Source organism: Ciceribacter azotifigens (assembly GCF_048159625.1).
Taxonomy (GTDB): domain Bacteria; phylum Pseudomonadota; class Alphaproteobacteria; order Rhizobiales; family Rhizobiaceae; genus Allorhizobium; species Allorhizobium azotifigens.
In genome coordinates, this window is record NZ_JBLQTA010000004.1 from 314904 (window position 1) to 336587 (window position 21684).

Below are 21684 nucleotides of genomic sequence, written 5' to 3' on the forward strand. Positions count from 1 at the left end.
GGGGACGCCATGGTCATCACCGAAACGCCAAGGCTGATCGTCCGCAACTGGACGGATACTGACCGCGACCTCTTTCGCGAGATCAATGCCGACCCGAAGGTGATGGAATTCTTTCCGATGCGCCGGACGCATGCGGAGGCCGACGCGATGATGGACCTGCTGCGGGACATGATCGACGAGACGGGCTACGGCTTCTACGCACTGGAGCTGAAGGAAACTGCCGAGCCGATTGGCTTCTGCGGCCTCGCCGAGGCGAAGATCGCCCCGGTCCTTCCCGAAAGCACGGTCGAGATCGGCTGGCGGCTTGCGACACGCTTCTGGGGCAACGGCTACGTGACGGAGTCGGCCCGCGCACTGTTGCGCTTCGCCTTCGAGGAGAAGGGCATCGACGAAGTTGTCTCCTTCGCCGTCGCCGCCAACATCCGCTCGCAGGCGGTCATGGAGCGGATCGGCATGCGGCGCGACATCGACGGCGATTTCGACCATCCGCGCGTCCCCGACAGCCATCCGCACCTGAAGCGCCACGTCCTCTACCGGATCGGCAGAAGCGACATCTGATCGTCCCGCGGGTGCCAACGCGCCCGCTCCAGCTTCCGAACGGATTCTGCGCCAAAGGCTTGACGCGCAGAGCTCGACCACAGGATCAGGCAAGCGGGCGGAAACCCGCTCGCCGTGACACCGGGTCTATTCGAGCGGGATCGCCACGAAGCGCAGGTCGCCGGCGGGATTGGCGATCATCATGTGGGCGCTGCGGCGTCCCTCGCTCTTGAGGCGTTGCAGCACTTCGCCGACGCGATCCGGCGTCTCCATGAATTCCTGCGCCACTTCGACGATGACCTCACCCGCGACGAGGCCCTTTTCGGCAGCCGCCGAGCCGGCCTTGACGTCCGTGATGAGCACACCCTCGACGCTCTCGGCGATCGAGAACTTCTGGCGCGCCGCGTCATCGAGCGCGCCGAGCGAAAGCCCCAGCTTCTCCGGGCTCACCGGAGCACCGGGGGCCGCTTCGCCGGAGGGCTGGTCGCCCTGCTGCGGCTCTCCGGCCTGCGGCGGCAGCGTCTCCTCACCGGAGGGGGCTTCCGTCACCTCGCCCTCGGCCTCAGCAGGCTCGTCCTCGAGGCGACCGAGCTTCACCTTGACCGTCTGTTCCTTTCCGTCGCGAACGAGCACGACCTCGACCTCGGCTCCGACCGTGCTCTCGGCCACGCTGCGCACGAGATCGCGGCTCTCGCTGATGTCTTTGCCGTCGAAACGGAGGATGACGTCACCGGTCTGGATCTGGCCGTTCTCGACGGGACCGCCCTTGATGATACCGCTGACGAGCGCGCCCTTGTTGCTCTTCAGCCCGAGGCTCGCCGCGACCGCATCGGTGACAGGCTGGATGCGGACGCCGAGCCAGCCGCGCCGCGTCTCGCCGAACTCCTTCAACTGCCGGATGACGTTTTCGGCAAGCTCCGTGGGCACGGCGAAACCGATGCCGATCGAGCCGCCACTCGGCGAGATGATCGCCGTATTGATGCCGATGACCTCGCCGTCCATGTTGAACAGCGGGCCGCCGGAATTGCCCTTGTTGATCGCGGCATCCGTCTGGATGAAATTGTCGTAGGGGCCGGCATTGATGTTGCGGCCCCGTGCCGAAACGATGCCGACCGACACCGATCCGCCGAGCCCGAAGGGGTTGCCGATCGCCATCACCCAGTCGCCGATGCGCATCTTGCGGGAATCGCCGAATTTCACCGCCGTCAGCGGCTTCGGGGGTTCGACCTTGAGCACCGAAAGATCGGTCTTGGGATCGGTGCCGACCAGTTTGGCCTTGAGCTTGGAACCGTCCGAGAAGATGGCCTCGATGTCGTCGGCGTTTTCGATCACGTGGTTGTTGGTGACGATGAAGCCGTTCGGATCGATGACGAAGCCCGACCCCAGGGAATTGACCTTCTGATTGCCGCCGCCCTCGCGGTTCTTGTAGAAATCGTCGAAGAATTCCTGGAAGGGCGAGCCCTCGGGCACCTGCGGCATCGGCCCGCGCTCTTCCTCTTTCACGTTCTGCGAGGTGGCGATGTTGACCACCGCTCCGATCAGGCCTTCTGCGAGGTTTGCCACCGACTCCGGGCCGGTCGGCTGCGCCTCCGCCATCCTCACGGGCCCCATCGTCGCCCCGAAGGCGAGGGCCATGCCGAGAAGGCCGGTCATCAGGCGCTTCGATCTCGTGGAGGCGTTCGCAGTCATGAAGTTTCCCCGTTTGTCATTGTTGGTCCAGGGCCCGAACTATTCGGTCTAGTGCCCGAACCATAAGGCGGATTGATGACCGGAGGAATGGCTTTCACCCGCGCACCAGCCAGACGACCGCCACCCCGAGCGCCACCGCGGCAAGGCCCGAAAATCGCAGGTGTTGCTCGGGTATCTCCGGCAGGAGTTTCGCCATCGCCACCAGAAAGTGAGGGGCCAGTGCGTACACCAGCCCCTCGATGATCAGGAAAAATGCAAATCCGGTGATCAGATCCGACATCGTCAGATCCGGTCAGTTGCCGGCCTGAGGTTCAGCCTGTGGCGGTTGTGCCGACGGCTGGCCGTCCGAGCCGTTGAAGAAGCGGAAGAACTCCGACTTCGGTGACAGCACCATGCTGCTTCCCTCCGGTGTTTCGAACGCGCCGGTATAGGCCCGCATCGAGCGATAGAACTCGAAGAAAGCGGAATCGCGGGTATAGGCCTCGCCGAAGATGCGGTTGCGCTCGGCGTCGCCCTGACCGCGCAGGATTTCCGAATCGCGCTGGGCCTCCGCCTGCAACTCGACGACCTGGCGGTCGGCGATCGCGCGGCGCCGCTGGCCTTCTTCGTTACCGCGGGCGCGGATGAGCTCGGCTTCGGCGAGGCGCTCGGCCTTCATGCGTTCGAAGGTCTGCTGGGAGACTTCCTGCGTCAGGTCCGTGCGGCGGATGCGCACATCCTCGATGGTGAGTCCGAGCGATTCCGCGTCGGCCTTGAGGGCGGCTGCGACCTCCTGCATCATCGACGAACGTTCGTCGGAGAGCGCCGCCTCGAAACCGCGCAAGCCGTAGACACGACGCAGCGACGCATCGAGACGTGTGCGCAGGCGTGCCTCGGCAGACTCGCGGTCACCGGAAACGGTTTCGCGGAAACGGCGGGCGTCGGTGATCTTGTAGACCACGAAGGCGTCGACCTCGTAGAACTTGCCGCCGGAGACCTGCACGCGGATGTTGTCGAGGTCGAGCCGCAATGCGAGATCCTCGACATACTGGACCCGGTCCGCGTCCATGAAGGCGAAGGGCAGCTTGAAGTAGAGGCCGGGCTCCTTGTGCACGGCCTGGATCTGGCCGAAGCGGACGACGATCGCCTGCTGGCGCTCGTTGACGACGAAGACCGACGAATAGACCAGAAGCAGCAGGGCTGCGAAGGCGATCAGGAAATAGGGCAGACGATTGGACATGATCAGTTGCCCCCCTGCGGCTTGCGGCCCAGCTCGTTGAGCGGCAGGTAGGGAACGACCCCCTCCTGCTCGTCGATGATGACCTTCTGCGAATTCTTCAGGACCTGCTCCATGGTTTCGAGATAAAGACGCTTGCGGGTAACGTCCGGTGCCTTCGTGTACTGCTCGTAGATCGACAGGAAGCGCTGGGCCTCACCTTCGGCCTCCTTGACGACGCGGTCCTTGTAGGCGGCAGCCTCTTCGCGGATCTGCGCCGCCTGACCGCGCGCCTGACCGAGCTTCTGGTTGGCGTATTTGTTGGCTTCCTCGACGAAGCGGTCCTCGTCCTGTTCGGCGCGCTGAACCTCGTCGAAGGCATCGGCGACCTCGCGGGGCGGTGCCGCATCCTCGATCGCGACCGCATTGATTGCGATGCCGGCGCCGTAGTGGTCCATCGTGCCCTGGATAATGTTCTTCACGTCGGCAGCGATCTGCTGGCGCGCATCCCGGAAGATGTCCTGCGCCGGACGGCGGCCCACCACTTCGCGCATCGCGCTTTCGGCGACCTGCTGCAGCGTTTCCGGCGGGCTTTCAAGGTTGAACAGGTACGCCTTTGGGTCCGTCACGGTGAAGAGGACCGAGAACTGCACGTTGACGATGTTCTGGTCACCGGAAAGCATCAGGCCGGCGGTCGAGGTCGAGGACGCCTTGGCGCCGATGTTCTGCTGCTGCTCCGTCACCTTGACGATTTCGACGCTTTCAAGCGGCCAGAGATGGAAATGCAGGCCTGGCATCGAGACTTCGTCCTTCGGCCGGCCGAAGCGCAGTTCGACACCGCGCTCGTCCGGCTGCACCGTATAGATGGACTGGATCAGCCAGAAGGCAGCGAGCACGACGACCAGGGCGAAAATGACCCCGCCGTTGAACCCGCCCGGAACGATGTTCTTCAAGCGGTCCTGGCCCCGCCGAATGAGTTCCTCGAGATCGGGTGGGGTATTGCCGCCGCCGCGTGGACGGTTCGGCCCCTGCCCCCAGGGACCCTGATTATTGCCGCCGCCGCCCCAAGGGCCGCCGCCGTTCTGATTGCTCCAGGGCATCAAGACCTCTTCTGTTGAAAATGCTCCCAGCCTCGCCCGCACCGCATGGATGCGACGATCCTCGGACCGTTATAGGTATCGCGCGAGCCGCTTTCAACGGAACGGCGTGAACTTCTTCGGAAGAACGGTAAAATAGTCGACTATGCCGCAGTCCGCCGGCGATAGATGGCGTAACGTGTTGGGTACGTATCCTTTTCGCCCGCAGGCACGGAGGTCTCCATGACCTTCTCGAAAAGCGCGGGATCGATCGGCGGAAAGGTCGTATCACCCTCGACCTCGGCCTCCACGTGGGTCACGTGCAGTTCGTCGACGAAGGGGAGCACCTGCCGGTAGATTTCGCCCCCGCCGACGACGCAGATTTCGTCGGCACCGGTTGCCGTAGCAATGGCCCGCGCGCGCGCCATCGCTGCATCGAGCGTTTCCACCACCTCGACACCCTCGGGGCGGAAACCGGCGCTCCGGCTGACGATCACATGTGGGCGCCCGGGCAACGGCCGACCGATGGATTCGAACGTCTTGCGCCCCATCACGAGGGGTTTGCCGAGCGTCAGCGCCTTGAATCTCTTCAAATCGGTGGAGAGCCTCCAGGGCATGTCACCCTCGCGGCCGATGACGCCATTCTCAGCGACGGCGACGACGATCGTGGTCTTGATGGGGCTCATGCCGCTCTCCCGCACGTTTTGTCCCCGTTGCGGATGTCAGACCGCAATCGGTGCCTTGATGGTTGAATCGGCTTCGTAGCCTTCGAGCGTAAAGTCCTCGAACTTGAAGGAAAATATGTCCTTCGCCTCAGGATCGATCCGCATCCGCGGCAAGGGCTTCGGCGTGCGCGTCAGTTGCAGCTTCGCCTGCTCGAAATGGTTGGCATAAAGATGCGCATCGCCGAGCGTGTGGACGAAATCGCCGGGTTCGAGACCCGTCACCTGCGCCACCATCATGGTCAGAAGGGCATAGGACGCGATGTTGAAAGGCACGCCGAGGAAGATGTCGGCCGAGCGCTGGTAGAGCTGGCAGGAGAGCCGCCCGTCGGCGACGTAGAACTGGAACAGGCAGTGGCAGGGCGGCAGCGCCATTTCGTCCACTTCCGCCGGGTTCCAGGCACTGACGATGTGACGGCGTGAATAGGGATTCTTGCGAATGCCCTCGACCAGATTGGCGATCTGGTCGATGCGGCGACCGTCCGGCGCCGGCCATGAGCGCCACTGCGCGCCGTAGACGGGACCGAGATCACCGTTCTCGTCGGCCCATTCGTCCCAGATCGACACGCCGTGCTCATGAAGATAGGCGATGTTGGTGTCACCCTTCAGGAACCACAGAAGCTCATGAATGATCGAGCGCAGGTGCAGCTTCTTGGTGGTCAGGACCGGAAAACCTTCCGACAAGTCGAAGCGCATCTGGTAGCCGAAAACGGAACGCGTACCCGTGCCGGTGCGGTCGCCCCGGTCGCTGCCGTGTTCCAGGACATGGCTCAGAAGGTCGAGATATTGCTTCATGGTATTGCCGCCGATTCCTGTTCGACGGCAACATTAGCGCCCGCGGCCCTCCGAACCAAGCCGGTCCGGCAGGTTATCCAAGCTCGCGTCAGAGATCGTCGAGTTTGCCGAGCTCCTTGGCAACCAGATAGTAGAAGGTCACGCGCGACTTGCTGTTGTCCTTCGCCATGATGGTGCAGGCGGTATCGACCGCCTTGTCTGCCGCCGGGCCGGTCACACCGAGCTTCTTGCTGCACCACTTTTCCTTGACGCGGGCGAGTTCGTCCGGATCGGACGCAGCCACAAGCGACGAATCCCGATTGCGCAAGGCAATTCCGAGGTGGCGTACGATCTTGTTGACCACCGCCTCGTCGGCACCCGCGTCATAGTGCTTCACGTCTTTGAGATAGTCCGTCATGTCCCTGTCTCCGCCGATAGTCGCCGCGTTGTTTTAGATTCATCGCACGTAGAGCATGCTACCGGGAGAGAAAACCGTCAACAAGTTACGTTAATGCACCGGCAAACGCTTGCCTTCTCCCGTGTGACTTGCGCAAGAGCCGGCATTACGGTGGAGCGTCACTGGCCTTTTTCGGGCCATTTCTTGGAAAGGCCGCGAAGGGGATGGCGAATACTTCGCGGAACCGGCCGAAGATCCGAACCCGCGGAAAGGACGAGAAGCCGATGACTCCTGATGAACTGATATCTACGTTCGCCTTCCGCGTCGCCAAGATCCTTCTGGCCACGATTGCCTTGCTGTTCACCGCTCAAGCCGGCGATGCCGGCCCCGCCCCCGGGCAGTTCGTCGGCCGATGGATCATCCAGTCCGGCAGCACGGGCGGCTGTACGGTCGAATTGCGAGACCAGCGGATCGACGGCCGGCTCGTTGCCCGCGCCGCCACCTGCAAGGGAGCGCTCGCTGCTCTGCGCGCCTGGAAGCCCGTCCCCCGCGGCCTTTCGCTGCTCGGCAAGGACGGGACCGTGATCGTCACCTTCGAACCGGTCCGCGGCATCCTCTTCGGCCGGCTCGCCGACGGCACACTGGTCGCGATGCGGCGGACGCACGACTGAGTCACCCAATATAACCAATAGATGCATTTTTCATTGACACAATCAGAGATGTAAATCATCCTCCTCTCAGCCTCGGCGTGGGCTTTTAAGCAAGCGAAACGAGAGGTGTTGAGATGAGAGTGGAATACGAACCATCCGGCCTGAGCGCCGTTCAGAACCTTGGTCTTGATCCGATAGCCTTTGCCGGCGCCGTGCAGATATGGGTCGACAACAACAAGGAAAACATCAATCCGAAAGGCGGCACTGCCGGGGTCGCCTTTCAGGGCCACACCTACACGGTGACCTACACTGTCAACGGCGACATGACGGTGTTTTTCATCGTCAACGTACAGCCCTGAGGAGCGCAGCGCCACGCTGTTTCCCGCAATGCAGGCAGCGGCAGGGGTGGCAAAGGCCGCCCCTGCATCCGCAGGAGACGCCCGCGGAGGCGTCACCCCTCGCCCTCCGCGCGCGTACCCTGTCCGGCCGCCTTTCCCCTCCGCAAGCCGCGACTGAAAAAACGGCAGCGTCCCACCCTTTTCATTCGCCCCGGAACGACCTATATGGGGAGTGCCGGCTCTCGGGCCGGCTATGGCAATAAACGGTCGGTGTAATAAACCTATTGGACCCGGGGGCGGTACCCGGCGCCTCCACCAAAAACCGGTCGGTGACGGAGTTCTTTCCGGACCGGCTTTTGATGGGGGCGAAATAGGATCGACAAGGGCGTAAAGATCGAACTTTTGCTCGGCATGATACCGCCGTTATCGGGTCACAAGAGTAGTTGCAAACGACAACAACGCTCAGGGTTATGCTCTCGCTGCCTAATGGCGGTGCGGGAAACCCACACTAAAGCCCTTCTGGTTAGCACCTGAAGGCGGGGTTCGAAGGCACCTGGCAACAGAAGCCTTCACCTACTCCCTTGATGACAATTCATGTATTATGCTTCCGTAAGACTCGCCAACCGGGGCTTTCCCCGCATCCGGTGCCATGGCATATAGCCTTGGAAAAGACGTTACAGAAGAAAGACAGGATCACATGGGGCAGGACCATATTCGCTACGACATTCTGGCTCAGGACGCGCTGCGCGGTGTCATTCGAAAGGTTTTGACGGAAGTGGCGGCGACAGGCCGTCTGCCGGGTGATCATCACTTCTTCATCACCTTCCTGACCGGTGCGCCGGGTGTGCGGATTTCCCAGCACCTGAAGGCGAAGTATGCCGAGCAGATGACCATCGTCATCCAGCATCAGTTCTGGGACCTGAAGGTCACCGAGACCCAGTTCGAGATCGGCCTTTCCTTCTCCGACACGCCGGAAAAGCTCGTCATCCCGTTCAACGCGATCCGCGGCTTCTACGACCCGTCCGTCAACTTCGAGCTGGAATTCGATGTGCCGCTCGCCGACGAGGACGAGGAAAGCGCCGAGATCACGGCCTATCCGCTGGCCGCGGCCGAAGAGCCGCAGGAGCTGGTCGCCGCCAAGGACGGCGAGGAAGACAAGAAGCCGGCTTCGGTCGTTTCCCTCGACGCCTTCCGCAAGAAGCATTAGCAGGCGCATCCCGGGCGGGAGCGTTCCCGCCCCGAGCCTTGCCGGAGCCCCAGTCATGGCTGCAGACGTCGTCAACCTTCGCCAGTTCAAGAAGACAAAGGCGCGCGCCGAAAAGGACAGGACCGCGGAACAGAACCGTATCCTCTTCGGACGCACTAGGGCGGAGAAGGAATTGACGCGCGCGGTTCGGGAAAAGGCCGAAAAGACCCTCGATCAGGGCAAGCTCGAACGCCCGGAACCGGGCGACAGCAAATCGCGATAGAGATTCCGCCTCAACATCTTACGGGCAGTTAGGGACTCACTTTCTCAAGGACTTGAATCAGTTTGGCAACGGCTGCGATTCGCAAACGCTCGGCGACCCTTCACGGCCACCGCACGAGCTTTTCCCTCGAGGACGCCTTCTGGGACGAGTTGAAGATCATCGCGGCAGAGCGCGCCCTGCCGCTTGCCGCCCTCGTCGCCGAAATCGACGACAAGCGTCCGCCGGACAGCAATCTCTCCTCCGCCCTCAGGCTCTATGTGCTCGACTGGCTGAAGAGCGGCCGGCATTTCCGGATAGAGTAGGAAATGCGGGCCGCCCGCCGTTTACGGCTTCGCCGGACAGGGCGCGGCCTTGACCGGCTTCAGTCCCGCCTCCATGCGGCTCATGGAGTGCTGCCACAGATCTGAGCCGTCCTTCTCGAAGATCTGGCGATCGAGCCAGTACTCCCCCTCGCCCGCACAGAGCGCCTCGGTGACCACACTGTCGCGCAGCACGTCGGCCCGGCCGATATGGCAGACGTACTCGTAGCCGCTGACGGCGACGATACCCTTCGCCCGCGCCTCCTCGAAGCGCGTCGGTCCCATGGCGCAGCCGCCCTCCGTCGTGTCGCCCGGCGCGCTGTAGCCCGTCTTCGTCTTGGCGAGCTCGCCGAAGAAGGCCGCGGCCGGTTCGCTGATCGCCGGCTCGATGTCGTAGCCCCAGTCCTTGAGCCGGAAGGCGACCGCTTCCTGAAAATCCTTGAAGTCCCCTCGCCCGCGACAGACCGCGGTATCCGAACACTTGAGATAGCTGTCCTCGAGCTTCGGGTTGATCTCGTCGAAGACCATGAACTCGAAGGCGCTGCTGTAGAGGCCGAGAAGAGCGGCATTGGCGAGCGCGCCGGCACATGCGCCAGGATATTGCTCCTCTCCGCACAGCTTCATCGTTCGCAGCAGCGCCTGCTCGACGACCGGCCGGTACGCCGCCTCCTTGGTCACGTCGATGAACTTGCCGTCGCGCAGCGCCTGCACCTGCACCGGCGGCACCGAACCCGCATAAGGCGCGAAGGCATAGAGGAAGCGCTGGTCGGAGAGCTCGAACTCGTAGATGCCGTCGCCGTCGAGGTCGACCGGATGGACCACGTCACCGTCGAACTGGCCGAGTTCGATGACTTTGATGCCGTCATTGGTCGAGAGCGCCACCCGCGCCTCGATGCAGCAATGGGCGCCGCCCGTATAGGAGGTAAAGAGGACGGCCGGATCGGACCAGTCGAACTTGTAGATGCCGAGCTTGCCGAAACCGCGCCCCTCGGGAACGCTCTCGGCCTTGATGGTCGCGGATCCCTTCCCCTCGCGGGAGACTTCGAGATAGGCGGTCGCCGTACCGTCGACATTGTCCTGTCCCTTGAGCGTCAGCGTCCATCCTTCCGACGTGTAGCTCTTGCCGAAATCCTCCGATTTCCACGACACGAGATCGTTCATGCCTATGTAATCGGGTTCGGCGGGCTTGAACTCGCCGCGCTCCACGGCCTGCGCGCAGCCGAGGATCTGTTTCAGAGTGTCGCTCGATCCACTCAGCGAATAGGGTCCGTAGTTGACGTTCTCGACGCGGAGACTGAGGCGCGATGCGCCCCGCAGCGCCGACATGAAGCTCTCGCTCGGGTCCGAGACATAGAGGCCTCCGAAGCCCTCGTCGGTATCGGCGCGCATCGTCCCGTCCCAGCGCTGCCGGTCGGTGCGGATTTCAACCTTGTAGTCCTTCTCGTCGGTCACCCAGGCGAATTTCGGCCCGGCGATCATGACGACGATCTCGCGGCTCGACGGTCGGATGAAATAGAGCCCGTCGGACGTCTTCGGCGCGGCGATGCAGTTGTTCTCCTGGCGGTCGTAATTGATCGTCCAGCCGCGATTCTCGGAGAAGGTGACGTAGCGCTCCTCCGCGCGGGCTTCGGCCGAAAGGAGAAGCGGCAACATGGAAAACGCCTGAACGAGATATCGAAGTGTGCGCATGTCATTCCCCCTGTCCTGAATATCCCGGAATACCGCCGCACCGCGCCGGCCACTCCCTTCCAGTACTCCCTCACACAGTCGGGATCATTGATACCGGTCAGTTCACGCCCGGCAGATCCTCGAACTGCAAATTCACCGGTGGCGTCCCGCCGGTCGTCGGACCGGAAGGCGTCGTCCCTTCCGCTGGAGGAGCGGCCTCTTCCGCGGGTGGTTGTGCTGATCCGGCACCCTCCTCGATCGCCCGCTGCCGTGCAGCCTCCTCTTCGGCTGCACGGCGCGCGGCTTCTTCCTCCAGCCGGACCCGTTCCGCCGCCGCGGCCTTCTCGCGTTCCGCCGCGCGGAACCTATAGAGCGCCACCTCACGCCTCAGCCGCTGCTTCTCGAGCACGTTGGATTGCAGCGTCTCGACGCGGCGACGCTCCCTCTCGAAGGCCCGCATTGAAAGGTAGTTGGTGACGTCCGTGACATCCAGCGAGCGCGCCGGCGACGGCAGGCGGCCGGCGAGCCGGATGCGAATGTCGGGAGCGGCGCCCGCGAGACCGTCCGTTCCGACCTCCGGCGATACGGTGACGACGGCTTCCGTCTCGCCGCTCTGCAGGTCGACCTTCGCATCACCACCAAGCTTCGCGAGTGCATTGCCGGCGACGACATTCTGCGCCCGCACGACACCATCGCCGATGTTGAAGGGAATGGTCAGCGCCTCGAGGGAAGCGCTATTTTCCGAGACCAGATTCTCGACGAGCGGCCGCACGTTGCTTTCGTCGACCTCTCCCTCGATGAGGTCGGCGGCGGTGAGCAGCGGCGGCAGGTAGCCGAGATCAAAGTGCGGCACGACGACGTCCGAAAGGCGCATCTCGCCCGAGCCGTTGATCGACGAGACGAGGTCCGCGATGTTGCCCCCGGTCGCCTCTGCGACTGCAGTGAGATCGAAACGCCCGGTGATCTGCGGCGGCGTCACGCCCTCGCCGGCGCCGGCGAAAGCGGTCGCGAGATCGCCGTTCTCCAGCGTCAGGCGGCTCTGCAGGAAGGCAGTCTTCTCTGCATTCGAAAGACTGACGCGCCCGTTGAGATCGCCGCCGAGCCACTTGCCCGCAGCGTCCTCCAGTACAAGTTCGCCCGTGCGACCCGTCAGATGGCCGGAGAAATCGGTCACCTTTCCGAGGACACCTGGCCAGAGCGTCGATGAACGGACTGAGAGATCGAGGTCGGGAATAGTCATCGGTGCCACGACGCTCGCCGAGGAGAGGTCCCCCGTCGCCGGATCGGTAACCGGTCCGGCCACCGCCTCCGCCAGCCAGGCGAGGTCGACGGTATCGAGTTCGAGTGCACCGCCGGCGCGCAGGCCCGGCTCCTTCCAGTCGAGCGAGAGATTGCCGCGAACCGCATTCCCGGCGAAGGCGCCGTCGATCGCATTGATCTTCGCCGTACCGCCGCCGATCTCCGCATCGGCCGACAGCGTCACCGGAAGACCGGCACCGGACTGCGGAGGGCCGATACCCGCGATCATCAGATACGGCTCGATGTCGCTGCTGCGCAGCGACGCCTGCAGGTTGCCTTGCAGGAAGCTTCCGGCCCCGAGATCGAGCCGTCCCTTGGCCGTCAGCGAGGTCTCGGTCCCGGAGAACGTCAACACGGTATCGGCTGGTTCGCCCGCCTCGGCTTTGAGCGAGACGGAGAGCTGCCCCGGCTCGGACGACGGGATCGGCAGCGGGTCCAGCCCGGCCTGCCCGAAGAGGACCTGCGCGTCCGTGTTCTCGAGGCTCGCCCCGATCGTCATGGCGCCCGGTCTGGGCGGGATAGTCTCGCGGCCGTAGTCGAGCGCGACACGACTGCCGTTCGCCACACCGCTCATCTTGACCGACATGGCGGCATCCGGACCCGAAAGCGCCACATGCGCCTTGAGGTCCGTCCCGGCATACCATGAGGCGTTGCGGACCAGCGCATCGAGCGCCGGATGAGCCGGAACATGCGCCTTCAGCATGGCAAGGAACGGGCCGGGATCGGCGGCGACGAAGGTCAGATCGGCCTCGCCCGTCGGTGCCGAAAGCGCACCCTCGATCTTCCCCGTCGCGGTGATCTTCGCGCCTGAAAGATCGCCGACCTGCAGGCGCTCGACCATCATGCTCTCGCCATCGGCCGTAAAGACCGCGTCGACATCCGTGGCGACGATGTCCGAGGCAGCGAGCCTCCCGACCTTGAGGCGGCCGGCAATCCTCTGTGCGAAGAGGTTCGCTCCCGCCTCGTCGCCGGCGACCAGCGTCGTAAGCGCGCGCACGGCGTAGAGATCGACTTCGTTCCCGGTGAGGTCGACCGACAGCTTTGGCGCCGTACCGTCGCGTGCCTCGCGTTCGACACGGCCGTTGAGAACACCGGCTCCCATCGCAAGCTCCAGCCGCTCGAAGCGCTGCAGCTCGGGCGTGAGGTCCACTTTCGCCGAGAAGCCGGCCGTCTTCATCTCGCGGATCGCCGGATCGACATCGCCGGCAATCCACGCGGCGAGCCCCGAAGGCTGCGTCGAGGCGACCAGCAGGTCGCCACGGAACGATGGCTCTCCCTTGAGGTCCAGCGTGCCGCTCGCCTCCACCTGCGTGCGGCCGGGCAGTGTCGCGAGAGCCCGCTCGACCGTCCAGCCGGTGCCGGCCGGACGCACGTCGAGCCGGATATCGCGCAACACCGTGTCGCCGGCGACGATCGCCGGCAGCGCCAGGCTCGCCTTGCCGGGGACCGACGGGATCGGGATACGGGCGGCAATGGCGATCAGCCGTTCGATACGCTCGCGGATCGAAATGGCGACACGCCGGCTCGTCTTGCCGCTCGGAGCCTCCTCACCGATACGGCTCATGTCGATCTGCTGGCCGTCGGCCGTCAGCAGGAACTCCGGGCGCGCGCCCGTATCCAGCGTCGCCTCGCCGGTAACGGCATAGGGATTTGCGGCATCGCCCAGCTCCAGCCGGTAGGACGGGACGCGCACGCGCTCGTTCGTCAGCTCGAATTCGCCCTTCACCTTGGGCGCGACCGGCTTCGCACCCGACGCCTGTTGTTCGGCAGCCTCGGCCTCGGCGATCAGCCAGTTCGCCTGGAAGCTCCCCTTGTAGAGTGGCTTGCCGCCGCTCAGCGTCAGGCCACCGGAAAGATCGATCTCAAAGGGCCGCGTATCCGGCAGGAGGCGGATGTTCAGCGGCACGGCGCCGCTCTTCGGGTCCGGCTGCAGGCTCGCAAGGTGGAACCGGCCGGCCTCGCCGTCGACGGAGGCCTGCCCGTCCACCGTCCAGGGGCCTGCAAGCGAGCGTGCGGACATGTTAGCGTCGAAACCGGAGACGATCCGGGTGCGGCCAGACTGTTCGTCGATGAACTCGACCACGCCGTCGCTTACGTGCACCCGCTCGAGCACGACTGTCCGCGCCGGAATTTCCGCCGCACTGCCGCGCGCCCAGTCGAGTGTTCCGTCGGAAAGCAGACGGATGCGCGCCTTCGGCTCCTCGATGCGCATGTCGAAGATGCGGGCCTCGCCGGAGAGGAACGGCGCCAGTTCCGCATCCATCGAGAAGCGGGCGACGCTGACGAGCGGCGCGCCGTCGCGGTCCGACCCGACGGTCACGTCATGCAGCGTGACGGAGGGGAATGGCAGGATACGGGCGTCGACCGCGCCGTGGACGGTGACCTTCTTGCCGAGGATACGGCTCGCCTGATCCTCGAAATCAGAGCGGAAATTCGTCCAGTCGACGAAGAACGGCGCCAGCAGCGCCGCGAAGAGCGCCGCCACCAAGAGACCACCGAATGCCACCAATATGCGTCCGAGCACGACCCGTCGACTCCCGTTGCTCCCTACTCAAAGATACCAGTGGCCCGAACCGATATTTGCATTCCGCTACGGCAATCGCCAGCCCAAATCTCGGAATCGGCACCCTTCCCCTCAGAGACGGAAGATCTTGCCCGGATTGAAGATATTGTCCGGATCGAGGCTCTTCTTGATCGCGCGCATGACCGGCAGCGCCGAGTGGAGCTCCTGTTCCAGGTAGGACATCTTGCCCTGGCCGACCCCGTGCTCGCCGGTGCAGGTGCCGCCCATCGCGAGCGCCCGGCCGTTCAGGCGGGCCATGAAGGCCTCCGCACGGGCGAGGTCCTCCGGCTGTTTGTCGTTAAAGAGCATCAACACATGGAAATTGCCGTCACCGGCATGGCCGACGATCGGCGCCAGAAGTCCCGTCTCGCAGATATCCGCCTGTGTTTCGGCGACGCAGTCGGCAAGCCTCGAGATCGGCACGCAGACATCAGTCGAAAGACCGTTCAGCTCCGGCGCCAGCGCGCGGCCGGCCCAGTAGGCATTGTGTCGCGCCTTCCAGAGCTGCGCGCGTTCGTCCGCGTCGGCAGTATAGCGATATTCCTCAGCGCCGCATTCCCCGGCGATCTCGGCAAACTGCTCCGACTGCAGCGCCACCGTCTCCTCGGTACCATGGAATTCGAGGAAGAGCGTCGGCTTCTCCGCATAGGAGAGCTTCGAATAGGCGTTGCAGGCCTTCATCTGCATCTCGTCGAGAAGCTCGATGCGTGCGACCGGAATGCCCATCTGGATCGTCATGATGACGGCGTCACAGGCGGCTTTCAGGCTCGGGAAGGCGCACACGCCGCCGCCGATCTTAGCCGGTATCCCCTGTAGCTTCAGCGTGACCGAAGTAATGATGCCGAGCGTTCCCTCCGACCCGACATAGAGCCTTGTGAGGTCGTATCCCGCTGACGACTTCTTCGCCCGCTGGGCGGTCCGGATTTCCTCTCCGTCGGCCGTGACGACGGTGAGCGACAGCACATTGTCCTTCATCGTGCCGTAGCGCACGGCATTGGTGCCGGAGGCGCGCGTCGCCGTCATGCCACCGATCGAGGCGTTCGCCCCCGGATCGATCGGAAAGAATAGCCCGGTGTCGCGCAGGTAGGTGTTGAGCTCCTCGCGCGTCACACCCGGCTCGACGGTGCAATCGAGATCCTCGGCATTCACCTCGATCACGCTGTTCATGCGGCTGAAGTCGACGGATATCCCGCCGCTCGGGGCGTTCAGATGCCCCTCCAGCGACGAGCCGGTGCCGAAGGGAATCATCGGTACCCTGTGGGCGGCACATGTCTTCACCACCGTCTTCACGTCGTCGGCGCTCTCGACGAAGACGACGCCGTCGGGAAGTTGGGCCGGCAGATAGGTGGTCGTGTGGGTGTGCTGCTCACGAAAGGACTGACCGGTCTGGAATCGCTCCCCGAAGGTCTGTTTGAGGATGCCGAGGACCGCCGCGATCCCCTCCTCGTTGCGCGTTCCCGGCTGCACGTCCTTCATCGCCATGTCGTCACTCTCCTGTCCCGACGTCCCCGGCGCAGCTCGCCATTCAACGTCTGTCGCATGTGGTATGGGACAGGAGTTCACCCCTTGTCCAGTGACGAGGCCGGACCGCGAGAGCCAATTCACAGCGCTGCCGCATCCCACCGCATTGCCGAAACCCACGGCGATCACCTATGAATGCGGAGATGGTCGGGTTCCTCAAATATCTCGCTCTGGCGTTCATCGCGATCGGTATGGCCGCCGGCTATGCCTGGTGGAATTATGACGCCATGGTCACGGCGATCCTGCATCCGCAGACAACGGCCGCCAGCGCCTCCGACGACAGCTTCTCGCTCGTCACCGCCGACGGTCGCCATTTCGCCCTTTCGGAGCTCGACGCCGCGATCGCCAGCTTTCCTGCCGCCGACCTGCAGCCAAAGCCGCTCGTGCTCTATGTCCACGGTTTCGGCCCGGAGCCGGACGGCGACTTCGGCCTCTACACCATGGGGGAACTCGCCAAAGGTGCGGGGGCCGACGTCATCATGTTCCGTTGGCCCTCCTGGATATCGGTGACGGAATTTCCGGTCCTCAATGCGAAGGCGGCAAGCGGGCGGCTCGTCGCGCTCCTGCGGCAGATCGCGAAGCGCCGGGCGCCCGGCGGAATGCTTGCTGGAAGGCCGCTCGTGATCGTCGCCCATTCGCTCGCCGGCGAGGTTTTCCGCCATGTCGGCGAGGCCGACGCCGCGCTGCCGGAAGGGCTTGCCGCGCGTATTCTCTTCGCCGTCCCGGAGACGGGGCTGCCCGGTCATCGCGCCTGGATGGAAAAGCTCACCTTCGCCGACGAGGTCTTCGTGTTCATCAACAAGGATGATCCGGCGCTCCAGGTGGCGACGACGATGTTCGGCGAGGCCCGGCTCGGACGCTCCCTCGAAAACCTCGACGGCAGCGCCGAACCGCTCGCCGGCAATGCCGACTATATCGTCCTCGACCCGGAAAGCTGGCGGCACTATTTCTTCGTCTCGGGGCAGCGCAACGAGGCGATCGACGAAGTCTTCGGCGAAATCCTCCGCCGCGGCAGCGCCGCGCTTGCCAACCGCTACCTGCACCGCGAACCGGCCGGAAACGTCTATACCGTCACCGGCCCCGGCACCGAGCGGCCGGAAGGCTGACGCACCTACTCGCCAGCCTCGACCGCGGCCGCGATCGCCATCTCCTGATGCAGGCGCTTTTCCTCGTCCGCGTGCGGCTTCGAGAAGCGCGCCAGCGCCAGATAGGCGACGGGCGTCACGTAGAGTGTGACGGCCGTGGCGAGCCCGAGCCCGCCGACCATGACCCAGCCGAGTGCGACGCGCGCCTCTGCCCCCGCACCCGTCGCGAGCACCAGCGGCGCACCGCCGAGGACCGTGGAGATCATCGTCATCATCACCGGCCGCAGGCGCAGGTTCGCCGCATTCTCGATCGCCTCGCGCACCGATTGCCCACGGTCGCGCAACTGGTTTGCGAACTCGACGATCAGGATGCCGTTCTTGGCCATGACCCCCACCAGCAGGACCAGCCCGATCTGGCTGTAGACATTGAGCGACGAGCCGGTGAGGAGCAGCGCGAAGACAGCACAGGCGAGGCCGAGCGGCACGGTCGCCATGATGATCAGCGAGGAGACGACGCTCTCGAACTGTGCCGCCAGGACTAGGAAGATGATGACGATCGCAAAGCCGAAGGTCGCCCCCATGCCCTTCGAGTTTTCGGTCAGCGTCTTGGCCTCGGCGAGAGGCATGATGCGCGCACCGGGCGGCAGCAGCGGTGCGGCGATCGCCTGCATCTCCGACATGGCGTCACCGAGCGAAATCCCCCTCGGCAGACCTGCCGTGATCGCGACCGAGGCGAGCTGCTGCTCGCGGGTCAGCGACGGCGCCACCGCCTTTTCCCGTAGCGAGGCGATCACCGACATCGGCACAGTCTTGCCGTCCGCGGTCCTCAGGAAGACGTTCTCGAGGTCGGTCGGATCGTCGATCGGCCGGGTGGTAGAGGTGAGCTTTACCGGATAGGCCTCCCCGTCGACGAAGACGTCGCCGATCGAACGGCCGTCGAGGAGCGATTGCAGGGCTTGCGACAGCCCTGTGAAGTCGATGCCGAGTTCGGCGGCCCGTTCGCGGTCGACGGTGACGGAGAGCTGCGCCTGGCTGATGTCGTTGGTGAGCCTCGGACCGTCGAAACGTCGGCTTTCCTCCATCGCCGACACCAGTCGCGTCGCCGCGCTCGTCAGGGTCTGGTGATCCGCGCCGACGAGCGCGAACTGCAGACCGCTGCCACCGCCGCGGATCCTGAGACTGTTCGGTTGCATGGCAAAGGTCCTGACCGCCGGCACACGCGCTGCGGCGGCGTTGACGTCGGCGGCGATCTCGTCCTGGCTGCGGCTGCGCTCCTCCCACGGGGCGAGCGTCAGCACCATGAAGCCGCTGTTCTTGCTGCTGCCGAAACCCGAAATGGAGAAGAGATTCGCGATCTCTCCACTCTTGCGGAGCGGTTCGAGGTTCTCCTCGATCCGCTGCATCTGGTCGCGCATGAATTCGAGGCTGACACCTTGCGGCGCCGTCACCCTCAGCATCAGCGCCGAGCGGTCTTCCCGTGGCGTGAGTTCGCTGGTGATCAACGAGAAGGCCGCAAGCGCCGCGAACGAAAACAGGGCCGCGACGGCGAAGACGATCACCGGCGCGCCGAGGCACGCGTGAAGGGTCCTGCGGTAGAAGCGCGAAAAGGCGTCGCCGAAACGGCCGAGCGGATCGCCGCCTTCCCGGTGCTCGTGCGGCTTCAGGAGCCGCGAGGCGAGCATCGGGCAAAGGGTGAGCGCCACGAGCGCCGAGAGCGCGACGGAAAAGGCGAGCACGAAACCGAACTCGCGAAACAGCCCGCCCACCTGCCCGGGCAGGAACGAAAGCGGCACGAAGACGGCGGCGAGCGTCGCCGTCGTCGCGATGACGGCGAAGAACACTTCCCGTGTACCGAGGACGGCCGCAGCCCGCGGACCTAGCCCCTGCCCGCGCCTTCGCACGATGTTTTCCAGCACCACGATCGCATCGTCGACGACCATGCCCGTCGCCAGAACGACGGCAAGCAGCGTCAGGATGTTGATCGAAAATCCGGCGAGGTAGATCGCGGCCACTGTGCCGATGAGCGCAACCGGCATGGTCACCGCCGGAATAATTGTCGCCCTCGCGTCGCGCAGGAAGAGATAGATGATCGCGACGACGATCACGGCGGCAAGCACCAGCGAGCGCACCACTTCCTCGATTGAGCCGCGGATGAAGACGGCGTCGTCGCTGGTGATGCGCAGCTCGGTGCCCTCGGGCAGCGTCTTCGAAAGCTCGGCGACCGCCGCCGCCACACCCTCGGAAATGCTGAGCGTGTTCGACTGCGCCTGCCGGATGATGCCGAGGCCGATCCCCACCCGGCCGTTCGCACGCAGGCTGGTCGTCCCCGTGTCGGCCCCGAAGGTCACGGTCGCCACGTCTCTCAGCCGCACCCGGTTCTGTATGATGAGATTGCCGAAATCCTCTGGCGTCCTGAGGTCGGCGGTCGCGCGCACGACGATGTCCTGCGTCGGGCTGGTGAGCGAACCCGCCGGCACGTCGAAGGCGAGGTTGGAGAGCGCGGATGTCAGCGATGCGATGGTAAGCCCGCGGCTTGCCAGCGCCGCCTGGTCGACGTCGATGCGGAAGATCTTCTCCTGATCACCATAGATCTCGATGTCGGCGACGCCGTCCACCGTCGCGAGGCGGTCGGAAATCTGGTTGTCGACCAGCAAGGTCAGGTCGTCGAGGCTCATCCGGTCAGAGGTCACGGCAAGCCGCATGATCGGCTGCGAATCCGAATCGGCCTTGACGATGCGCGGCTCGTCCGCGTCGTCGGGCAGATCGTTCGAAACCCGCGAGATCGCGTCGCGCACGTCCGTCGATGCGACGTTGAGATCGGTGCTGTCGGAGAACTCGAGCGTCACCCGGCTCTGCCCGAATTGTGAAGTCGAGGACATGCTCTTCAGCCCCGACACGCGCGCAACAGCCCCTTCGATGACGGTTGTCACCTCCTGGTCGATCGTTTCGGGCGACGCGCCGTCGAAGGTCGTGCGCACGGTGATGACCGGCTGGTCGACGTCGGGGAGTTCGCGGACCTCGATGCCGTAGAAGGCTGCAAGCCCGGCGACGACGATCAGCGCGTTGAAGACCAGCGCGAGGATCGGCCGCCTGACGAAGAGAGCGGTAAAGCCGGCGCTGCCGCCGCCGGGGAAATCCGAAAACGGCCCGTTCATTGGCTCGCGACCGGAACGCCGGCCTCCTCTCCGGCGGGCCGGACCGTCCCGCCTTGGCGCACCCGCTGAATGCCTTCCGTCACCACCCTGTCGCCGGGGCGCAGGTCGGCATCGACCAGAATGGTGTCCGGATTGCGCTGGACGATCCGGACGCGCACCTTTTCCGCCTTGTTTTCGCTCCCGATGCGCCAGACGAAGGCGCCGTCGCCGTCCCATTGGACCGCAAGCGGATCGACCGACGGGTGGTCCTCGCCGGCAAAGGCCATGGTGACGGTAAACGACATGCCGGCCCTCAGGTCGTCGTTCTCGTTGCCGATGCGGGCACGCACATGCAGCGTGCGGCTCGCCTCGTCGATACGGTTGTCGATCGCCTCGACCGTCCCGCGATAAAGCTGGCCGGGGCGTGCGACGGCGGTCGCCTCCACGGCCTGGCCGACCTTGAGGATCGGCGCAAAGCGTTCCGGCACCCAGAAATCGACAAGAATCTCGGAGCGATCGTCGAGCGTGGCGATCACGGTGGAGGTGGTGACGTTGTCCCCCGGATTGACCGTGATGATGCCGGCGATACCGTCGATCGGGGCGACGATGTCGCGCCGTTTCAGGTTGAGCTCCGCGGTATCGAGCGCAAGCTTCGCGGCCTCGACGGCGATCTGCGCGTCGAAGGCGTCGATGCGCGACACCGTGGACTTCAGATTGGCGTAGAGGTTGGCCTTCTCGCTCGCGCTCTTCAGCGCCACCCGCGCCTGATCGCGCGCGATCGTCTGCTCGTCGTTGTCGAGTTGGGCGAGAAGATCACCGCTGGCGACCCTCTGTCCCGAGACGATCGCCACCTTGGCAAGCGTACCGTCGACCTGCGGCATCACCGTGACCGATTGGACCGCGTCACCCGTTCCGATCGCCGACAGCCGATCGTTGACCGTGCCGATGCCGACCGGTTGCACGACAACGAGCGGTGCGCCATTTCCGCCACGGCGGTTGCCTTCGCCGCCTGCTCCGCCCTTGGCGTCGGGTGCCGCCGTTTCGTCGGCGGGTGCCAGGACCGCAACCAGTCCGGCGGGTGCCCCCATCCGGAGCAACATGTCTCCGGCCCCCGGCACGAACCTTACCCAGCCGGCGACGAAAACGGCAACCACCGCAAGAATAACAATTACCTGTTTCCAGACGGGCATTCAAAAGCTCCGGCGAGGACTGCCGGACAGCCGCGCGGGAGGCGCGGACGATCGGAGGCGTCCAAATTCGGTCGATAT

General features: G+C 64.6%; 19 protein-coding genes and 1 other RNA gene. 8 read left to right on the plus strand and 12 right to left on the minus strand.

Annotated elements, in window-relative coordinates; all coding sequences use genetic code 11:
* Positions 1 to 9: 9 nt before the first annotated feature.
* Positions 10 to 558, plus strand: a complete 549-nt coding sequence (locus ACM6UT_RS08900) for a GNAT family N-acetyltransferase (protein ID WP_416796985.1) — start codon at positions 10 to 12, stop codon at positions 556 to 558.
* A gap of 126 nt (positions 559 to 684) precedes the next feature.
* Here ACM6UT_RS08900 and ACM6UT_RS08905 read toward each other — a convergent pair whose 3' ends face one another.
* The 7 genes from ACM6UT_RS08905 to ACM6UT_RS08935 all read right to left on the minus strand — a co-directional run bounded on the left by ACM6UT_RS08905 (position 685) and on the right by ACM6UT_RS08935 (position 6411).
* Positions 685 to 2226 carry a Do family serine endopeptidase gene (locus tag ACM6UT_RS08905; RefSeq protein ID WP_416796986.1) on the minus strand — a complete coding sequence of 514 codons (1542 nt, stop codon included), beginning with the start codon at positions 2224 to 2226 and terminating at the stop codon, positions 685 to 687.
* A 94-nt stretch (positions 2227 to 2320) separates the two neighbouring features.
* Positions 2321 to 2506, minus strand: coding sequence for a DUF2065 domain-containing protein (locus tag ACM6UT_RS08910; protein ID WP_416796987.1), 186 nt, complete (start codon positions 2504 to 2506; stop codon positions 2321 to 2323).
* 12 nt (positions 2507 to 2518) lie between these two features.
* Positions 2519 to 3445 (minus strand): protease modulator HflC, encoded by a 927-nt coding sequence (gene hflC, locus ACM6UT_RS08915; protein ID WP_416796988.1) that lies wholly within the window; start codon positions 3443 to 3445, stop codon positions 2519 to 2521.
* 2 nt (positions 3446 to 3447) lie between these two features.
* Entirely contained in the window at positions 3448 to 4521 is a 1074-nt protein-coding gene (gene hflK / locus ACM6UT_RS08920) for an FtsH protease activity modulator HflK (RefSeq protein WP_416796989.1), read from the minus strand.
* Between the two features lie 140 nt (positions 4522 to 4661).
* A complete protein-coding gene (locus ACM6UT_RS08925) occupies positions 4662 to 5183 on the minus strand; it encodes a dihydrofolate reductase (RefSeq protein WP_416796990.1) in 522 nt (173 codons plus the stop codon).
* A 36-nt stretch (positions 5184 to 5219) separates the two neighbouring features.
* Complete coding sequence (locus ACM6UT_RS08930) at positions 5220 to 6014, minus strand: thymidylate synthase (protein WP_416796991.1); 795 nt, start codon at positions 6012 to 6014, stop codon at positions 5220 to 5222.
* Between the two features lie 88 nt (positions 6015 to 6102).
* Complete coding sequence (locus tag ACM6UT_RS08935; protein WP_416796992.1) at positions 6103 to 6411, minus strand: DUF2853 family protein; 309 nt, start codon at positions 6409 to 6411, stop codon at positions 6103 to 6105.
* A 263-nt stretch (positions 6412 to 6674) separates the two neighbouring features.
* On the opposite strand from ACM6UT_RS08935, the gene ACM6UT_RS08940 reads away from it, so the two are divergent.
* The 6 genes from ACM6UT_RS08940 to ACM6UT_RS08965 all read left to right on the plus strand — a co-directional run bounded on the left by ACM6UT_RS08940 (position 6675) and on the right by ACM6UT_RS08965 (position 9149).
* Positions 6675 to 7061, plus strand: coding sequence for an AprI/Inh family metalloprotease inhibitor (locus ACM6UT_RS08940; RefSeq protein WP_416796993.1), 387 nt, complete (start codon positions 6675 to 6677; stop codon positions 7059 to 7061).
* 119 nt (positions 7062 to 7180) lie between these two features.
* Complete coding sequence (locus tag ACM6UT_RS08945; RefSeq protein WP_416796994.1) at positions 7181 to 7399, plus strand: hypothetical protein; 219 nt, start codon at positions 7181 to 7183, stop codon at positions 7397 to 7399.
* A 174-nt stretch (positions 7400 to 7573) separates the two neighbouring features.
* Positions 7574 to 7952, plus strand: a transfer-messenger RNA (tmRNA) gene (gene ssrA, locus ACM6UT_RS08950).
* Between the two features lie 123 nt (positions 7953 to 8075).
* The gene (locus ACM6UT_RS08955; protein ID WP_416796995.1) at positions 8076 to 8585 is read left to right on the plus strand and encodes an SspB family protein; all 510 of its coding nucleotides are present in this window, start codon (positions 8076 to 8078) and stop codon (positions 8583 to 8585) included.
* Positions 8586 to 8640: 55 nt separating this feature from the next.
* A complete protein-coding gene (locus tag ACM6UT_RS08960) occupies positions 8641 to 8847 on the plus strand; it encodes a DUF4169 family protein (RefSeq protein ID WP_416796996.1) in 207 nt (68 codons plus the stop codon).
* 62 nt (positions 8848 to 8909) lie between these two features.
* Positions 8910 to 9149, plus strand: coding sequence for a ribbon-helix-helix domain-containing protein (locus ACM6UT_RS08965; protein WP_416796997.1), 240 nt, complete (start codon positions 8910 to 8912; stop codon positions 9147 to 9149).
* Between the two features lie 21 nt (positions 9150 to 9170).
* On the opposite strand, the gene ACM6UT_RS08970 is transcribed toward ACM6UT_RS08965, so the two are convergent.
* The 3 genes from ACM6UT_RS08970 to ACM6UT_RS08980 all read right to left on the minus strand — a co-directional run bounded on the left by ACM6UT_RS08970 (position 9171) and on the right by ACM6UT_RS08980 (position 16158).
* Positions 9171 to 10835 carry a hypothetical protein gene (locus ACM6UT_RS08970; protein ID WP_416796998.1) on the minus strand — a complete coding sequence of 555 codons (1665 nt, stop codon included), beginning with the start codon at positions 10833 to 10835 and terminating at the stop codon, positions 9171 to 9173.
* Between the two features lie 97 nt (positions 10836 to 10932).
* Entirely contained in the window at positions 10933 to 14637 is a 3705-nt protein-coding gene (locus ACM6UT_RS08975) for an AsmA family protein (protein WP_416796999.1), read from the minus strand.
* Between the two features lie 111 nt (positions 14638 to 14748).
* The gene (locus ACM6UT_RS08980; protein ID WP_416797000.1) at positions 14749 to 16158 is read right to left on the minus strand and encodes an FAD-binding oxidoreductase; all 1410 of its coding nucleotides are present in this window, start codon (positions 16156 to 16158) and stop codon (positions 14749 to 14751) included.
* Positions 16159 to 16328: 170 nt separating this feature from the next.
* Between ACM6UT_RS08980 and ACM6UT_RS08985 the strand changes: the two genes are divergently transcribed.
* Entirely contained in the window at positions 16329 to 17303 is a 975-nt protein-coding gene (locus tag ACM6UT_RS08985) for an alpha/beta hydrolase (RefSeq protein WP_416797001.1), read from the plus strand.
* 5 nt (positions 17304 to 17308) lie between these two features.
* Here the strand turns inward: ACM6UT_RS08985 and ACM6UT_RS08990 are convergent, their stop codons facing one another.
* Both ACM6UT_RS08990 and ACM6UT_RS08995 read right to left on the minus strand, forming a co-directional pair.
* Positions 17309 to 20437, minus strand: a complete 3129-nt coding sequence (locus ACM6UT_RS08990) for an efflux RND transporter permease subunit (protein WP_416797002.1) — start codon at positions 20435 to 20437, stop codon at positions 17309 to 17311.
* Positions 20434 to 21606 carry an efflux RND transporter periplasmic adaptor subunit gene (locus ACM6UT_RS08995; RefSeq protein WP_416797003.1) on the minus strand — a complete coding sequence of 391 codons (1173 nt, stop codon included), beginning with the start codon at positions 21604 to 21606 and terminating at the stop codon, positions 20434 to 20436. Before ACM6UT_RS08995 ends, ACM6UT_RS08990 begins: the two co-directional genes overlap by 4 nt.
* Positions 21607 to 21684: the final 78 nt, after the last annotated feature.

Excerpts from the sequence above, each read along its gene's own strand:
- ACM6UT_RS08995 (WP_416797003.1), bottom strand. The coding sequence starts at position 21,606 with ATGCCCGTCTGGAAACAGGTAATTGTTATTCTTGCGGTGGTTGCCGTT.
- ACM6UT_RS08955 (WP_416796995.1), top strand. The coding sequence starts at position 8,076 with ATGGGGCAGGACCATATTCGCTACGACATTCTGGCTCAGGACGCGCTG.
- ACM6UT_RS08940 (WP_416796993.1), top strand. The coding sequence starts at position 6,675 with ATGACTCCTGATGAACTGATATCTACGTTCGCCTTCCGCGTCGCCAAG.
- ACM6UT_RS08925 (WP_416796990.1), bottom strand. The coding sequence starts at position 5,183 with ATGAGCCCCATCAAGACCACGATCGTCGTCGCCGTCGCTGAGAATGGC.
- ACM6UT_RS08930 (WP_416796991.1), bottom strand. The coding sequence starts at position 6,014 with ATGAAGCAATATCTCGACCTTCTGAGCCATGTCCTGGAACACGGCAGC.
- ACM6UT_RS08905 (WP_416796986.1), bottom strand. The coding sequence starts at position 2,226 with ATGACTGCGAACGCCTCCACGAGATCGAAGCGCCTGATGACCGGCCTT.
- ACM6UT_RS08990 (WP_416797002.1), bottom strand. The coding sequence starts at position 20,437 with ATGAACGGGCCGTTTTCGGATTTCCCCGGCGGCGGCAGCGCCGGCTTT.
- ACM6UT_RS08985 (WP_416797001.1), top strand. The coding sequence starts at position 16,329 with ATGAATGCGGAGATGGTCGGGTTCCTCAAATATCTCGCTCTGGCGTTC.
- hflK (WP_416796989.1), bottom strand. The coding sequence starts at position 4,521 with ATGCCCTGGAGCAATCAGAACGGCGGCGGCCCTTGGGGCGGCGGCGGC.
- ACM6UT_RS08960 (WP_416796996.1), top strand. The coding sequence starts at position 8,641 with ATGGCTGCAGACGTCGTCAACCTTCGCCAGTTCAAGAAGACAAAGGCG.
- ACM6UT_RS08935 (WP_416796992.1), bottom strand. The coding sequence starts at position 6,411 with ATGACGGACTATCTCAAAGACGTGAAGCACTATGACGCGGGTGCCGAC.
- ACM6UT_RS08980 (WP_416797000.1), bottom strand. The coding sequence starts at position 16,158 with ATGGCGATGAAGGACGTGCAGCCGGGAACGCGCAACGAGGAGGGGATC.
- hflC (WP_416796988.1), bottom strand. The coding sequence starts at position 3,445 with ATGTCCAATCGTCTGCCCTATTTCCTGATCGCCTTCGCAGCCCTGCTG.
- ACM6UT_RS08900 (WP_416796985.1), top strand. The coding sequence starts at position 10 with ATGGTCATCACCGAAACGCCAAGGCTGATCGTCCGCAACTGGACGGAT.
- ACM6UT_RS08970 (WP_416796998.1), bottom strand. The coding sequence starts at position 10,835 with ATGCGCACACTTCGATATCTCGTTCAGGCGTTTTCCATGTTGCCGCTT.
- ACM6UT_RS08910 (WP_416796987.1), bottom strand. The coding sequence starts at position 2,506 with ATGTCGGATCTGATCACCGGATTTGCATTTTTCCTGATCATCGAGGGG.